The 15836-nt window shown below is 50.5% G+C and carries 16 protein-coding genes and 1 pseudogene; 5 read left to right on the top strand and 12 right to left on the bottom strand.

All coding sequences use genetic code 11. From position 1 onward, the window contains the following. Window positions 1-75 precede the first annotated feature (75 nt). The 4 genes from LL912_RS04660 to LL912_RS04650 form a co-directional block, all read right to left on the bottom strand. Entirely contained in the window at window positions 76-816 is a 741-nt protein-coding gene (locus LL912_RS04660; protein WP_235552391.1) for an alpha/beta hydrolase, read from the bottom strand. Window positions 817-1060: 244 nt separating this feature from the next. Next, window positions 1061-1291: a helix-turn-helix domain-containing protein gene (locus LL912_RS26185; protein WP_406603594.1), complete on the bottom strand. Its 231-nt coding sequence runs from the start codon at window positions 1289-1291 to the stop codon at window positions 1061-1063. Further along, window positions 1222-1971 carry a hypothetical protein gene (locus LL912_RS04655; RefSeq protein WP_235552390.1) on the bottom strand — a complete coding sequence of 250 codons (750 nt, stop codon included), beginning with the start codon at window positions 1969-1971 and terminating at the stop codon, window positions 1222-1224. The genes LL912_RS26185 and LL912_RS04655 overlap by 70 nt, the downstream gene beginning before the upstream one ends. Before the next feature lie 596 nt (window positions 1972-2567). Next, complete coding sequence (locus tag LL912_RS04650; protein WP_235552389.1) at window positions 2568-3497, bottom strand: bifunctional riboflavin kinase/FAD synthetase; 930 nt, start codon at window positions 3495-3497, stop codon at window positions 2568-2570. Between the two features lie 93 nt (window positions 3498-3590). Between LL912_RS04650 and LL912_RS04645 the strand changes: the two genes are divergently transcribed. Beyond that, window positions 3591-4760 carry an AIR synthase related protein gene (locus LL912_RS04645; protein WP_235552388.1) on the top strand — a complete coding sequence of 390 codons (1170 nt, stop codon included), beginning with the start codon at window positions 3591-3593 and terminating at the stop codon, window positions 4758-4760. A 20-nt stretch (window positions 4761-4780) separates the two neighbouring features. Here LL912_RS04645 and LL912_RS04640 read toward each other — a convergent pair whose 3' ends face one another. Beyond that, on the bottom strand, window positions 4781-4939 hold the full coding sequence (locus LL912_RS04640) for a hypothetical protein (protein ID WP_235552387.1): 159 nt from the start codon (window positions 4937-4939) through the stop codon (window positions 4781-4783). A gap of 456 nt (window positions 4940-5395) precedes the next feature. On the opposite strand from LL912_RS04640, the gene LL912_RS04635 reads away from it, so the two are divergent. The 4 genes from LL912_RS04635 (at window position 5396) to LL912_RS04620 (ending at window position 8502) form a co-directional block, all read left to right on the top strand. Next, entirely contained in the window at window positions 5396-5650 is a 255-nt protein-coding gene (locus tag LL912_RS04635; protein WP_235552386.1) for a hypothetical protein, read from the top strand. Between the two features lie 19 nt (window positions 5651-5669). Further along, the gene (locus LL912_RS04630) at window positions 5670-5948 is read left to right on the top strand and encodes a phytanoyl-CoA dioxygenase family protein (RefSeq protein WP_235552385.1); all 279 of its coding nucleotides are present in this window, start codon (window positions 5670-5672) and stop codon (window positions 5946-5948) included. A gap of 108 nt (window positions 5949-6056) precedes the next feature. Further along, a complete protein-coding gene (locus LL912_RS26180) occupies window positions 6057-6332 on the top strand; it encodes a phytanoyl-CoA dioxygenase family protein (protein ID WP_406603601.1) in 276 nt (91 codons plus the stop codon). Between the two features lie 847 nt (window positions 6333-7179). Then, the gene (locus LL912_RS04620; protein ID WP_235551714.1) at window positions 7180-8502 is read left to right on the top strand and encodes an IS110 family RNA-guided transposase; all 1323 of its coding nucleotides are present in this window, start codon (window positions 7180-7182) and stop codon (window positions 8500-8502) included. Between the two features lie 80 nt (window positions 8503-8582). Here the strand turns inward: LL912_RS04620 and LL912_RS04615 are convergent, their stop codons facing one another. The 7 genes and pseudogenes from LL912_RS04615 to LL912_RS04590 form a co-directional block, all read right to left on the bottom strand. After that, window positions 8583-8906 carry an HNH endonuclease gene (locus LL912_RS04615; RefSeq protein WP_235552383.1) on the bottom strand — a complete coding sequence of 108 codons (324 nt, stop codon included), beginning with the start codon at window positions 8904-8906 and terminating at the stop codon, window positions 8583-8585. Window positions 8907-9004: 98 nt separating this feature from the next. Further along, window positions 9005-9403 (bottom strand): VOC family protein, encoded by a 399-nt coding sequence (locus LL912_RS04610; protein ID WP_235552382.1) that lies wholly within the window; start codon window positions 9401-9403, stop codon window positions 9005-9007. Between the two features lie 1124 nt (window positions 9404-10527). After that, on the bottom strand, window positions 10528-11754 hold the full coding sequence (locus LL912_RS04605) for a DUF763 domain-containing protein (RefSeq protein WP_235552381.1): 1227 nt from the start codon (window positions 11752-11754) through the stop codon (window positions 10528-10530). A 726-nt stretch (window positions 11755-12480) separates the two neighbouring features. After that, entirely contained in the window at window positions 12481-13242 is a 762-nt protein-coding gene (locus LL912_RS04600) for an SDR family NAD(P)-dependent oxidoreductase (RefSeq protein WP_235552380.1), read from the bottom strand. Between the two features lie 57 nt (window positions 13243-13299). After that, window positions 13300-13896 (bottom strand): hypothetical protein, encoded by a 597-nt coding sequence (locus tag LL912_RS26310; RefSeq protein WP_455011048.1) that lies wholly within the window; start codon window positions 13894-13896, stop codon window positions 13300-13302. Window positions 13897-13986: 90 nt separating this feature from the next. Next, a pseudogene (locus LL912_RS26305) lies at window positions 13987-14894 on the bottom strand (dihydroxy-acid dehydratase domain-containing protein); the annotation flags it as partial. Window positions 14895-15300: 406 nt separating this feature from the next. Beyond that, window positions 15301-15825 (bottom strand): alpha/beta hydrolase, encoded by a 525-nt coding sequence (locus LL912_RS04590; RefSeq protein WP_235552379.1) that lies wholly within the window; start codon window positions 15823-15825, stop codon window positions 15301-15303. Between the last annotated feature and the right edge of the window lie 11 nt (window positions 15826-15836).

Raw genomic sequence — 15836 nt, 5'->3', positions numbered from 1 at the left:
ATTCAGGACATATTTTTGCAAAGCCTTTTGCGACCGTAGTACTATGCAACACGCGCGCCAAGCAAAGCCCCGGCATTAAAAACCGTTTTCGGTTAGCCAGCTTTTGAACTGGCGAAACCATTGATCCCCGCTGTTAAGATCGGTTAATGCAAAGCCATGACCGCCGGATTGCAGGATATGCATTTCGGTCTTTACGCCCTGCCGCAATAAGGCATTGAAAAATGCCAGCGTATTCTTTACTGGAATTACGTCATCATCCGCCGCATGCACCAAAAACGTGGGAGGCGTTTTCGCAGAAACATGCTGGTCGGTACTGTACAGCTTTAGCAGTTCCGGGGATGGATGTTTGCCGATGAGGTTTTCGCGGGTTCGGGGAATCGCCGGGTCATACACGATAACCGGGTAGAGCAGGGCCAAAAAATCGGGCCGGAGATTGATTTGAGCGTTGTTGCTGATCAGGACCCGGTTTAGTTGCGTAGCCGCCATAGACGCCAGGTGCCCGCCAGCTGAAAGCCCCATTAAACCGATCTTTCCCGGGTTCAGTTCCCATTCTACTGCTCGTTTGCGCACCAGCTGAAGGGCCGCCTGAGCATCCTGTAAGGGGCCGGTCGATTTATCCACCATAATAGCGTCATGAGGCAGGCGGTATTTTACGATAAAGGCAGTGATGCCCGCCCTATTAAGCCCCCGGGCTATTTCTTCGCAGGCAGGTAATGACAAAAGAAAGTATCCGCCCCCGGGGAAAATGAGCACTGCAGTACCATTGGCGGTTCCTTTTTTTGGAAAAAAGGGGATGAGGGCGGTTGGGTTACACAAGTAACGCGTCCGGAACTATCAGTTTGTTCTATATAATCCGCCGGTGCCGTTCTTGAATTGGGCACCTTGTTTTCATACAGGGGAATGGCGGTTTCCTGAGCCGCCGGGTGCAATGATGAAAGGAAGAGCAGAAAGAATAAGATTCGTTTCATGTTTTTTAGTAACTATGCGAAGCCGATAAAAATCTTTGCCGGATGCGAAAGTAAGCGGCCGTAAGCGCCGCAACTGTGCAGAAATGCTCAATTTATTTCGGCCTGCGATAAACTGATGGCTGGATGCCATAGACGCTCCTGAATGCGCGGCTGAACGCGCTGGTATTTTCAAAGCCGCAGATCCAGGTAATTTCCTGTACCGGCACTGTTGTTTGCTGCAACAGCTGCGCTGCATGCTCAAGGCGGAGCCGAATCAGGTATTGATAAGGGTGCAGTGAAAAGCGGACCGGAATTGTCGCACGAGTTGAGGAACAGAAAGGCACGCCTGGCGGCCGATGCTGTCCAGGTCCAGCGCTTCGGTAAAGGAAGCATGCAGGAGATCACGGGCAATGCATAAGCGCCTGTAAATTTCTTTTTTGGTACTGCTTTTGAGGGCGCTGACCAGCTGCAGCTCGCGGGTTTCCCGTTGGTGTAACCGTAGCAGGTAGTGTAGTAAATAAATAAGATGCTCGTCGGTCATCGCTGCATCATAGCCCACACGCTCAAGCGTTCCCAGGAGCGCAGAAAGCCGGTCCTGCAGTTCCGGTGTCATCGCGTTTAAGGCCTGAAAAAATTCGGGAATGACATCCTTGCCCGGAAAAGGGTGTTCCAGTAACCGTTCTTCCGGATTCAGCGCGTCGAACATAACGGCTGCGGCAAATTCTTTTTTAAAAAAAACAGAAACACAGTGTACCTTTTCAAGGCTGCTGATCCGGCAGGAATAGGGCTGGTCGTTGTTTAAGATCAGGACCTGCCCCGGTTTAACCGTTAATTGCCGGCCCTCAATGCCATAGCATTCTTCGCCGCTGAGTACGGTTTTAAGAGAGAGGCAGCCCACATGATCATCACAAAAACTATTACCGCTGACGGCGTTAAAAATGATATTGTGTTTTTTGAACTGGCTGAAATGCAGGGCTTCATCAAAACCGGGCGCAGCATGGTCAGGCAAACGGGTAAAATACATATCAGGATTTCTTCGGTGATCAATATTACGCCAAAAATGTTAAATAGGGTATCGCTGCCGGTGGATACCCTATCAGTCGTCTGTCTATTTTTTGCAGGTGGATGTAGGGCGCCGACTGATCATCTTTCCCTCTAAGGCGGGCAAATGTTTGGCCCTGTGCTAAAACTTTCAGGATTGGCACCATTTTTTATTCCTGCTCAACCGCGCGCCTGTCCGTTTTTTGTCCTCGGAGCTAGAGGGCAGCGTTGATCTGATCGGTAAATGAACGGAGGAGGAATGCGGTGCTGTACACCGGTATCGGCATGGGATTTATGCAGCTGTAGGATATGGAATGATCACTGTGCTGCAACTGCAAATTTCGTTTGATGCTTCAATCTAAGGAATATCGCCGTCCCGCGCCTCGACTCTTTTTTATCGATCCCATATAAGAGCAATTGCCGGGTGATGGAGTATTTATGCGAAAATGATCGTTCTTAATAGAATTGACCGGTAGAAGAGGCGCAACCTCAAAAGGAAATCCTGGTTCACTTGTTGATTGTTTACATACCGGCTGCGATAAGGAAATTATAACTCTTCAGCGAGGATCGGACCCCGGTTTACAACACCGCCAGACTATCCACCTTATCCTGGTCGATCTGCTTCACCAGGGCTTCCAGCGAATCGAAACGCACTTCTTCCCGCAGGAACTGTTTTACATATACCCGCAGGGTTTGTCCGTAAATGGAGGCATCAAAGTCAAAAATATTCACCTCCACAGTGCGTTTGGTTCCATTTACCGTAGGCCGCAGGCCAATGCTCATCATGCCTTTAAGGCGGCGGGGATTTCCGGCCAGGGTAACATAAACCGCATAAATGCCATTGCCCGGGATGATCTTTTCTTCGTCCGTGATCTTCAGGTTGGCGGTAGGATAGCCCAGCTCGCGCCCCAGCTTGTCACCGTGAACCACCTCCCCCTCAAAAAAGAAATCATAGCCCAGTAAATGATTGGTGGTCGTGGTATCGCCCTTCAGGATGGCCTCGCGGATTTTGGTAGAGCTGATAGAAATATTATCCAGGATATGTTTGGGAATCTCCTGCAGTGCGTAATGGTATTTTTCCTGAAGTTGCTCCAGCAGCTTATAGTCGCCCATACGATCGCGCCCAAAACGGTGGTCATACCCGATGATAATGGTATGTGGCCGGAACTTTTCGATCAGGAAATTGCAGAGATAGTCCTCCGGGAGCTGGTTAGCAAACACCTCCGTAAAGGGGATGATCACCAGGTGATCGATTTCCAGGGATTCCAGCAATTCGATCCGTTCTGCCAGCGTATTGATCAGGCGCAGCCCCAGGATGGAGGAGTTCACCACTTTGCGGGGGTGGGGATGAAAGGTAATGATGACCGATTCGCCGTTTACAGCCCGGGCCTGGGTGGTAAGCTGACGGATCACTTTGCGATGGCCTTCGTGCACCCCGTCGAAGGTGCCGATGGTGATAACGGCATTTTTAAATGCAGGCAGCGCCTCAATATTCCTGTGAATGTGCATCAGGCGCAAAATTAGCGGCGAAACTTCAAACTTCAAACCTCAAATAGCAAAACCTGTCTTATCTTAGCGGCCTTAACAAAATAAGATCAATCGATGTCGTTGTATTCCAAAAGAGGGGTTTCTGCACAAAAGGAAGAAGTACATGCTGCAACAGAAAAACTGGACAAAGGGCTTTATGAAAAGGCTTTTTGCAAAATTTACCCGGATGTGCTGGTAGGCGATGCCGATTGGGCAAATGTGATGCACGCAGACGGGGCCGGTACCAAGAGTATCCTGGCCTACCTGTACTGGAAAGAAACGGGCGATGCCAGCGTATGGCGGGGCATCGCGCAGGATGCCATCGTGATGAACCTGGACGATCTCTTATGCGTGGGTATCTATGATCAGCTGGCCTTTTCCTCCACCATCGACCGCAATAAAACGGTGATTCCGGCGGAAGTACTTTCGGAAGTGATCAACGGCAGCCAGGAGTTTTTTGATACCATGCGGAAGTTTGGCATCGACATTACGTATATGGGCGGAGAAACGGCGGATGTAGGCGATGTGGTGCGTACCATTGCGGTGAATGGTACCATGACGGCCCGCTGGCCCCGGAAAAAGCTCATCACCAATGAAAAGATCCGGCCGGGGAATGTAATTGTAGGACTGGCATCTTTTGGAAAAACGAATTACGAAAGTGCATATAATAGCGGACTAGCCAGCAACGGCCTCACCAGCGCCCGCCACGATGTACTGAAAAAAGAATACGCTAAAAAATACCCCGAAACCTTTGAGCCCGGTCTGCCGGATGAGGTGGTATACATCGGCCCCCATGGCATGACGGATACGATCGAGGTAGACGGTAGCCCGACCACCATCGGGAAATTATTGCTGAGCCCCACCCGCACTTTTGCCCCGGTAATGAAGGTATTGCTGGAAGAGCATTTTGAGGCTATCAACGGGCTCATCCATTGCAGCGGGGGCGGACAAACCAAGTGTATGAAATATGTACCGGAGCAGGTAACCATCGTAAAAGACAACCTGTTTACCCCGCCGGTAATATTTGACATCATTCAAAAAGCCAGTGGTGCCGATGCCCGTGAAATGTACCAGGTATTTAATATGGGTACGCGGCTGGAGATTTACACCAACGAAAAAGATGCGGATGCCATTATAGGTGTGGCAACTGCATTGGGTGTGGAGGCACAGGTAATCGGCAGGGTAGAAGCCAGCGAAAAACAGACCCTTGAAATTCATACCGGCAGCGAAACCATCCGGTTTTAATAAAAGCTATAGAAAACATTTTACAATAGAAAGGTCACCTGTACATGTTGCAGGTGCTTTTTTTTTAATACCGCCGTTCCGTACTCCCTTCGTTCCGACCCCACTGGTGCAGGACCGGTAGGCACCCAGGTCATAATTCCCGTCATTCCGGCCGCAGCGGAGGAATCTCTACGGGGCATTGTCGTGAAAGCGGGATTAAAAAGATTTGACAAACAGAGGAGGATTTCGTAGGGACGTCTCCGCTCTGGTCGACGTGACGAAGTGCTGTCTGGTCAACGTGACGATAATTTTACTCCCGTCATTCCGACCGCAGCGGAGGAATCTCTATAGGGGTATTGTCGTAAAGCGGGATTAAAAAGATTTGACGAACAGAGGAGGATTTCGCAGGGACGTCTCCACTACGGTCGACGTGACGATGTGCTGTCTGGTCGAGGTGACGATAATTTTTCTCCCGTCATTCCGACCGCAGCGGAGGAATCTCTACGGGGGCATTATCAAACAGACCCGGAGAAATTTGAGCGCCACACAGAGCCATAACCACCGCGCCTGAATCCGATGTTCCTTTTATAAATGGGAATTTTTGTCGAACACCACCTGCAGCACAATAGCCGGTAAATAATTATATTCGTGTTACCATGACCAGCAACGAATTCATCCATCATTTTGTGAGTACCCATCTTGCGTTGAAAACAGGAAAGCCACGTCCGCAAATACCCGGGTATGATAAGATGGAAAACCGCTGGCTGGCCCTGCACGGATTGGGAAAGCACGAACCTTTAGCTACCTGTACAGCGAATGCCGATCAGAAGCAGATTTTATACAATGGCTGCACGATACCCGGGGCGCTGAAACAGCAGCCGCTGCTGGTAAACTGTTTGACGGAGCGGTAACTGACGAAACAGCCCCGGGTTGTTACCCATCCTTACCCCGGAGCAATGGCAGCACTGGCAGGAGCAGGGCTACCTGAAGATTGGCGGCCTGGTGCCTCTTGTGTATTGTGCGCGCGTTAAACAATTCATTTGCGCATACCAGGGCATTGACTTAAATGACCCCGCCACCTGGTATCCCACCCATGAGCACTGGCATGGTCTTATGTTGCAGGTATACCAGCAGCCCGATATGGAAGCCATCAGAAGGGAACCCGCCGTAAAGCAGTTGTTTGCTGAGCTGTATCAACCCAACAGATAGCGGCCAATACCGACAAGGTAGTTACAACCCGCCCGAAACGGAGCATTGGCAGTTCCGGCACCACCGCCTGCATTGGGATATTGATCACCGCCGCCACCGGAATATTATATACAGGGCCTTATTTACCTCGATGATACGCCCGAGGATCGCGGGCCGCTACGCCTCATTCCCGGTTTTCATCACCGATACCAGGCCTACCATCAACAGTTCAACGACCCGGTAGTCGCGCAGCAGGCCATTGAGCACGAAGCCGGCGCCATACCCGTGCCCGGCCGGCAGGGCGATATCGTAGTGTGGCTGCAAACCTTACCTCATGCCGCTAGCGTAAATCGTTCCAACAGGCCACGGTTTGTACAGTACCTGAGCTTTACAAAGCTGGATTAATTGCAGAACGGAGCATAAGCGTAGCCCGGCCACTCTCTTCCGCTGTATGGCGTTTATTTTTCATAAGATGCGGTTTTAGTAACAGAAGGGCAATTATTTTCCATTAATACCTGTTACGGGAGCCAAAGATCGTTGACCAACAGGGTAGTGGTTTGTTTTTTGGGGCGTGCCCCCGCTTGCTGCGCACCGGCCGCTGTGGTGGCCGCCCTTTCTATACCTCCGCACCGTCATTTCGACCGACCCCGCCATAAGCGGGGGAGCGGAGAAATCTTTACGAATGTGCACAACGTAATAATATACCCCATCATCTAGCGCGACGTAGTGGAGCTGAGGGATCCCTCAATTATCGAACCGCTTGGTATTACAGGGATGTTTCGACTCCGCGTTGCTCCGCTCAACATGACGCTAAAGGATAATTATAGTTCCGTTATCCTGAGCGCATCCCGGCGAAAGTCGGGAGAAGCTGAAGGATCCCTCCATTGTCGGACTGTTTGGTATTACAGAGATGTTTCGACTCCGTTGCACTTCGCTCAACATGACGGTGAGAGTGATCTGTCGCTGCCATGCAGCCATAACCCATCCCGCTTCCGTCATCCTGAGTTAACCATTAGCGGATCAAAATTATTGGGGTCTATGACGTGGATTATCTTTGATTAAAGCAGGCTACAGCAGTGTAGCAGTAACATCGGTTAGTGTCTAAGTACCTGTCCCTGAGTTTTGCTTCAAAGAACGGTCCATTATTGTTTGGTGATACTGTTGAGGCAGTATTCCCGTTTGGCAGCTTGCCTTTTTTCAGAACCTCTTTGAGCTGTAGCCTGCTATTTTCTAACTTTTAAAGATAATAGTTATGTCAAAGGTAATTGAGTTTGAGCAACAAAATGCAAATGCAGCCGCCATAGATATTGGCTCAAAAAAGATCTTTGTTTGCTGGGATGGGATTACCGTAAAAAGTTATGAGACTTTTACGGGCAGCTATAAGCAATGTATCGATGAGCTTAGGGCTAACGGTGTACAGCGGGTGTGTATGGAGGCCACAGGCATCTACTGGATAGCCCTGCACCAGATGCTGGAAGAAGCGGGCATGGAAGTATGCCTGGTTAATCCCAAAGAAGTAAAGCAGGTAAAGGGTAGAAAGACAGATGTAAAAGATGCCTGTTGGATACAAAAAATGTTTAGTGCCGGTCTGGTGCGCCAGAGTTATATTCCTGCCGGCAAGTTAAAAGAGTTACGAATGATGATTCGGGAGCGGGAAGATATTATTGGTATGGGAAGTACCTATGTGAATAAGATGCAAAAGGCATTGGAGTTAATGAATATTAAACTCACAGAAGTAATCTGTCAAATTAATGGTGCCAGCGGTATACGGATGATAGAGGCGATCATCAATGGAGAGCGTAATAAAGAAAAATTACTGGCACTTTGCCATGTAAGCATCCGGGAAAAGAAGGCAGATGCGGTTTTAAACGCACTTGAAGGGCATTACAATGAAAGTTGGTTATTCCTGCTGGAACAAAATTTAATTCTTTGGAAGGTGCACCAAAAACAACTCCTGCGTATTGATAAGCGTATTGAAGCATTGCTAGGTGATTTGGAGCAGGGTAGACAGTTTGTAGCAAGTGAGTATAAAGCCAAACCGGTACGGCATCATAAACCCATGATAACCGATTTGCACCAGAAATTACTAAATATTTATGGCGTAGATGCCAATTGCATTCCTGGCATCACTGATTATACACTACTAAAGCTACTGGGAGAAGTGGGGGCAGATATGAGCCGGTTTCCAACGGTAAAGCATTTTGTGAGCTGGTGCGGTCTTTGTCCCGGTCATAACCAGAGCGGTTCTAAAAGCAGGAAGTCGAAAATGAAGAATCACTCCAATGCAGGCCAAACCTTCCGCGAAGTAGCTCAGGCCTTGCTTAATAGTAAGTATATAGCTATTGGAGCCTTTATCAGGAAACTAAAGAGTAGAAAAGAGGCGCGCATAGCAATAAAAGCCGGGGCAAGAAAAATAGCTACTGCATTCTATAATTTATTAACAAAAGGAGCTCAATATATAGAGCAAGGCATTCATAAGTATGAACAACAACTCAAAGAAAGAGAACAGAAATATTTACAAAAAATGGCTTTAAAATATGGAATGAAGTTCGTTGAAATACAATCGCTTAAATAATACGTCATTGGCAGCGCATCCCGGCGAAAGTCGGGAGGAGCCGAAGGATCCCTCAATTGCCGTACCGTAGGGTACCTTGCCTATACCACCCCCTGCCGATGCCGCTCCAAATACGCATGATTTTCCACGGACAGGTTTTTAATCGTTTCCCGGCCGGTAACGCCTATTTTATCATAGGCGCTGGCGCGCAGCGCGGCGGAAAGGATAATTTTTCCATTATTTTCAAAACTAATCAGGTGTTGGTCAAACAGGGCATCATACACCGGGGATAGCAGTATGCCGTTATGCACATCCAGCCGCTCCAGGTTGCTGGCATGGCGCCAGGGTACAATATGGGAGGCTATCAATATTTCGTGTTTTGTATAACCGGTAACGGCACAGGCAAACCGCCAGCGGTGCAGCACGCTTTTGCGGTAGGCACCCTGGCCAATACGGGAGGTTACCAGCCCCCGGCGCTCCGTTTCGTTGGGCGGGGTGGTTTGCTGTGCAGGGTGTGGGTCGTTTACCAGTTGCCCCGCCAGCTCCTGAACATGCCAAAGTAGGACCCCCAGGGGCTATCGGCAATAGGCATTTCAACTTGTCCGCCGGCTGAAAGTCCGTTAAATAACCGGTCGGCTTCTTCCTTGCTTGCTGCACTGATTGAAATTTTACTCCTGTTTTCATTTTCGTTGGTTCGTCCTAAAATTTCGGGCACATCATTCGCCATCAACATATTTGGGCCAATGGGCAAAGCAATATGCATGATCTTATCCGCCTCATGTTCCGCCACAGGAAATTCGGCGCTTGATAGGTCTTTAAAACGGATCACTTTTGCAAATGCACCACCAAATACGGATTTGTAAAAGTTAAACGCTTCTTCAGCATTTCCGTTGAAGTTAATGTGCGGATTGATGACTGCCATAATGGATATTTTTTTAAGCGGTTATTTTTATTCCAACGATGCAGGCACCGTGATGGTTTCTTTTTGCTTCAGCCCGGCACCCATATTGCGCATCGATTCAAATTTAAGTTTTTTATAGAAAGGCCGGGGCTCTTTTTCCAGCTAGGGGTTATTCAATTGCTGCGCTACTGACAGGACTCCCTTATTGCAACATGGCAGCGGGAAAAGCGAACAATCCTGTAGAAATAAGGTTGACGCTGAATTCCGGGAATGGCGGGCTGCCTTATTTGCCGTTCCGGTCATATATCTCCGTCGTTCCGACCGCAGCGGAGGAACCTTTAAGGAAGCATTGTTGTAAAAGAGGGATCAAAAGAGCTGACTAATAAAGCGGCATTGCGTAGAGACGTCTCCGCTGCGGTCGACGTGACGATGAATTGTCTGGTCGACGTGACGGAGTTTTTTTTTCCGTCGTTCCGACCACAGCGGAGGAACCTTTAAGGAGGCATTGTCGTAAAAGAGAGATTAAAAGAGCTGACTAATAAAGCGGCATTGCGTAGAGACGTCTCCGCTGCGGTCGACGTGACGATGTACTGTTCGGTCGGCGTGACGGAGTTTTTTTTCCTTTCGTTCCGACCGCAGCGGAGGAACCTTTAAGGAAGCATTGTTGTAAAAGAGAGATCAAAAGAGCTGACTACCAAAGCGGCATTGCGTGGAGAAGTCTCCACTACGGTCGCCATGACAATGTACTGTTTGGTCGGTGCGGCGATGTGTTGTCACGGCGGTGATGAGCTTGAAAATCTTCTCTGTGTAAGGGCGTATAGCCGTTACTTGTAAACAGCATTGATGTGAATGATTTTTGTATTTACGGTTTGGCTGTTCACAATTTGTGAACACGCATTTTGTGAACATTATTTTTGTTCACAGATTTTTTGTTCACAAACTGAATCGTCCTGGAAAAAGTGGACAACAAGGCAAGGGGATTGGGAAAGGGGTGTTGCCTGCCTCACTGGCGATGTATACAGGTGCGCGTGGAAGGAATCAATTTAGTAACGCCAGTGACAATGGGCATACTGAAGACATATAGCGTATGGTTTCGTATTTCAATGTGTTAATGCGCAGGAATAATACCGGTTACTGCAGCGGTATTACGACAGATCACCAAACAGATCCAACTGTCGGTTTTGAGGAGGCCGGGCTTTACCAAAAACAGTCCTGCCGCCGTATTTCCAGGAGTTGGCCCGTTCATGAGCAATGTACTCGTCAATACTTCCATCCGGTACAAAATCTTCCGCCAGCCGGTCCGCTACTTTTGAAAGCGATTGGATGGCCTGTATTTTATCCTGCCGGCCCAGCTTTGATCTTTGTATGGCCTGTTGTAAGGTGTCAATCGTTTCATCATAAACGTTGGTGGGCACGGGGAAGGGATGGCCATCCTTGCCGCCATGGGCAAAAGAAAAACGGGCCGGGTCTTTAAACTGTGCCGGCTGCCCGTAAATGACCTCACTCACCAGGGCCAGGGACTGCAACGTTCTGGGGCCCAGGCCTTCCAGTAACAACAGCTCTTCAAAATTACTTACGTTCTTTTCCTGTGCCAGCCATAACACCGCGCCCAGGCGCTTCAGGTCCACATCTTTTGCTTTTACGTCATGATGCCCGGGCATTACCAGGTGCCTGCTGATCCTTGAGATCTCGGGTAACATCTGATCGGGATTTTCTGCGGCTACCTCCAGCATGGCTGTTTTTAAAGGCTGCGCACTTTTATCGGTCAGGTTGAGGATCGACCCCTGGTTTACCCCGTAGATACTGGTATGCGGCGTTTCGGTAAACGATTTTACAGTGGGAGAGTGCCAGTGGTAACGGCGGGCGGTGGCGCTGCTGTCGCGCATCCCTTGCTGGATAACGGCCCACTCACCTGCATCACTTACAATAAAATGGTGCTGGTACAATTGAAACCCATCCTGAACGGCTGTATTATCCACCTTTGCGCTCAGCTTACTGCTCCGCACCAGGTCCTCCGCCGGCAGCCCGGTGGTTTCGGCAAACCTCAGGATCTCATTGGGGGTATTCCTGGATTGGTTGCCCTTGCCACCACAGATGAAGATGCCAAACTCTTTGGCCAGCGGGTTGATGCTTCTTCTTAATGCACCCATTACCGAAGTGGTGATGCCGGAAGAATGCCAGTCCATACCCATTACGGCGCCCAGGCTCTGGAACCAGAAGGGATCACTTAATTTGGATAGCAAGGCATTTTTACCCTGACCGGCGATAATTTCTTCTACAATGGCTTTGCCTAATGTAGCCATGCGCGTTGCCAGCCAGGGCGGTACCTGGCCGTAATGTAAGGGTAAATCTGCACTGCCGGATCGTTTCATGAATTGCTAACAAAATTAGCAAAAAAAAGTTGTTTATGAAATTTATATAATCTTCATAGAACCCCGGGCTGTCCCGTGCCAACTCCAGTTGAGGTGCCGAAGGTTAGGAAGATTTGATTATTAGAGTGGGTTTCGTTAAAGACGTCTCCGCTCTGGTCGACGTGACGAAGTTTTACTCCCGTCATTCCGACCGCAGCGGAGGAATCTCTAGGGAGGCATTGTCGTAAAGGGGATTAAAGATTTGGCTAACAGAGGAGGGTTTCGTAGAGACGTCTCCGCTGTGGTCGACGTGACGATGTGCTGTCTAGTCAACGTGACGACAATTTTACTCCCGTCATTCCGACCGCAGCGGAGGAATCTTTAAAGAGGCATCGTCGTAAAACGGGGATTAAAAGATCTAGCTAGCCGAGCGGTATTGCGTAGAGACGTCTCCACTCCGGTCGACGTGACGGAGTTTTTTTTCCGTCGTTCCGGCCGCAGCGGAGGAATCTCTAGGGGGCATTGTCGTAAAGGGGGATTAAAAGATTTGGCTAACAGAGGAGGATTTCGCAGGGACGTCTCCGCTCTGGTCGACGTGACGAAGTGCTGTCTGGTCAACGTGACGATAATTTTACTCCCGTCGTTCCGGCCGCAGCGGAGGAATCTCTAGGGGGCATTGTCGTAAAGGGGGATTAAAAGATCTGGCGAACAGAGCGGCATTTCGCATTGACAACATTATTTATTCCATCAATCCGGCTGCACACCCACGCAACTCCACCCGCCGTCAATAACGATATGCTGCCCGTTTATATGGCGGGATTTTTCGTGCACCAGGAATAAGGCCGTGCGGGCAATGTCGTCTGCCGTTGCGGGCCGGCCTCCGGGTGTGATCTTTTCCCATTTGGCCGCATATTCCGGGTCTGCCTGGGTGCGCTCCGTAAGTGTGGCGCCGGGTGCAATGGCGTTGATGTTGATGCCGTAGGCGGAAAGCTCAATCACCAGGTTGCGGGCCAGCATTTCCAGCGCTGCCTTGGTCATGCCATAGGCCACCAGTCCTTTATGTGCCAGGTGCCCGGTTACGGAAGACATAAACAGGATGGAGCCCCCGCTGCCCTGGGTTTTCATTCGTTGTGCAGCAGCCTGCGCCAGAAAGAAAGAGCCGCCCAGGTTTACCTGCAATACCTTGTAAAAAGCTTCCGGACTATAATCCAGGAAATCGCCAAACAAGGTGACCCCCGCATTGGCGATGGCCATATCCAGGCTGCCGTACTGGTCAACGGCGGCCTGCACCAGTTGCCGGATCACTTCCGGGTTGCTGCAATCGCCTCCAACGGCATAAACCTTTCCGGGAAACTGCATATTGATCGTGGCTGCTGCATTTTGTGCCAGGGCCGGGTCCAGGTCGTTCAGGATGACCCCCGCACCGCCGGCGGCCAGTTGCCGGCACAATTCAAAGCCAATGCCCTGCGCGGCACCGGTTACTATGGCTGTTTTGTTAGCGAACTCCATTCGTAGTATATAAGGTTTAATGAGAATCTTTGCTTACCTCCGCACCGCTGCTGCCCGTTAAAAATCAAGATCGGCACCCAGGTGCGCCTGCAGTACCCGCTGGGTATACAGCTGTACATAGCCCCTGGAAACCTGTGGGGACGGTGGCTGCCAGGCCTTCCTGCGCCGGGCCAGTTCCTCATCGGTAAGCTGCACATCAAGGGTGCGTCGCTCCACATCCAGGCTGATCATATCCCCGGTTTGCAGTACGCTGAAATTGCCGCCCAGGGCGGCTTCCGGCGATACATGCAGGATAACGGTGCCAAAGCCGGTGCCGCTCATACGGCCGTCGGAGATGCGCACCATATCGCTAATGCCCTGCTGCAATAATTTTTTGGGCAGGGTCATATTGCCCACCTCCGGCATACCGGGATAGCCTTTTGGTCCTACGTTCTTTAATACAAGAACGGTATTGGCATCCACCTCCAGGTCGTCGTCATTGATCCGGGCTTTGTAATCGTCGATCGATTCAAACACCAGGGCCGGACCCGTATGCCGCATCAGGTGCGCACTGGCGGCTGAAGGCTTGATGACCGCACCGTCCGGGCAAATATTTCCTTTTAATACAGCCAGACCGGTAGCGGCATTGACGGGCGCAGCCGCCGTGGCGATCACCTCCCGGTTGTGGCAGCTGGCATTGTGGTTGTTTTCCCCGATGGTTTGGCCGTTTACCGTAAGTGCATCCGCATGCAGCAGGCCTTCCAGCTCTTTGAGCACCGCCGGCAACCCGCCGGCATAATAAAGGTCTTCCATAAAAAAGGCACCGGAGGGCTGCAGGTTTACCAGCAGCGGAATGTTTTTGGAGAGCGTGTCAAAGTCCTGCAGGTGAAGCGGTACGCCGATGCGGCCGGCGATGGCCAGCAGGTGGATGACAAAATTGGTGGAACCGCCATGGCAGCATTGGTGATGATGGCATTTTCAAAAGCCTGCCGGGTAAGGATATCGGATAACCGCAATTGCTCCCGCACCATTTCCACAATGCGGCTGCCGGAATGTTGGGCCATCACTTTACGGCGGGCATCCACTGCAGGGATGGCAGCATTACCAGGCAGGGAGAGGCCCAGGGCTTCCACCATACAGGCCATGGTGGAGGCCGTGCCCATTACGGCGCAATGCCCCTGGCTGCGGCAGAGGGCGGCTTCCATATCGTTGAGCTCTGCCTCCTGCACTGCTCCGGTTTCCAGTCCGGCAGCCAGTCGCCATACATCGCTGGTACCGATGCTTTGCCCCTGGTACTTCCCGGTAAGCATGGGGCCGCCCGAAACAATGAGGGTGGGCAGGTTCACACTGCAGGCTCCCATCAGCAGGGAAGGGGTGGTTTTATCGCAACCGCAAAGCAGCACAACGCCATCCAGCGGGTTGGCTCTGATGCTTTCTTCTACATCCATGCTGGCTAAGTTGCGAAACAGCATGGTGGTGGGCTTCATCAGGGTTTCGCCCAGGCTCATCACCGGGAACTCCAATGGGAGGCCGCCGGCTTCCAGCACCCCGCGTTTTACAGAAGCCGCCAGCTCCCGGAAATGGGCATTACAGGGCGTAAGTTCACTCCAGGTATTGCAGATCCCGATGACGGGTTTCTTAAATTCATGGTCCGGAATGCCGCTGTTTTTCATCCACGAACGGTAAATAAAACCATCCTTGCCGGTACGGCCAAACCAGTTGCTGCTTCTGAGCTGTTCCTCTTTCATAGTGACAATATCGTTATGCCGCAATCTACTATTAATTTTCGAAGTAAGGGATGCTACCCATCAAAACACCATTGATAGTGAACTGCTAACAATTATACTCAATATCTGCAGTTCCTGTTGGTTTGTACTCCAACAAAATCATTGCTGCTGTCGCGGTCATTGTTTGCACCGACCTGGAAAACAATAAAACGGATACGGGTTCGTCATGAAATTACAGTTGCAACCCTTTTCAAAAAAGCTGCAATGGATTGGGATGGTACTATCAGAAAATGTATGGCCCTAGCAAGGGCCGGATCACCTGTTTACCCCAGGTTTTTTATATCCGTTGCTACTACCGACAGGTCATTATCAGTTGATGCCCGCCTTTTTTCAGCTCCCGGAACACGGCCCGGGACAATTGCTGCCGGTAGCGTGTGAAATGATCAAAAGGCACTACTTCATCATCCCTGCATTGGTAAAAGAAAAAGGGGATGTTTTTGGGCAACCGCGCTGCAAAATCCTCTTTTAGCTTTAAGGGCTGTACCCAGTCCTGATCGCCGTTCCAATAAGGCGGGGCTACCAGGAATGTGCCGGCGATGCTTGTTTGAACGGTATGTTCCGAAAGGTATTTTACCAGCAGGGATGCACCGAGGGAATGCCCCGCCAGTATCAGCCCGTCCTTGGCCGAAGCAATCTGTTCGCCGATCTGGCGAAGCCATTGCGGAGCGAAATCAGGTGCTGTTTCATCGGCCTTCATTTGAGGATAATGCACCTGGTAACCACCGCCCAGCGCTGCCTGCAACGAAGCCACCAGCGGTGCATCGGTCTTGTAGCCGCCATTGCCGCCACCCTGTATAAAAACAACCTGTTGATTCATATAGATTATAA

It is taken from the genome of Niabella agricola, assembly GCF_021538615.1.
Lineage (GTDB): Bacteria > Bacteroidota > Bacteroidia > Chitinophagales > Chitinophagaceae > Niabella > Niabella agricola.
This window is presented reverse-complemented; position numbering and strand designations above follow the sequence as displayed.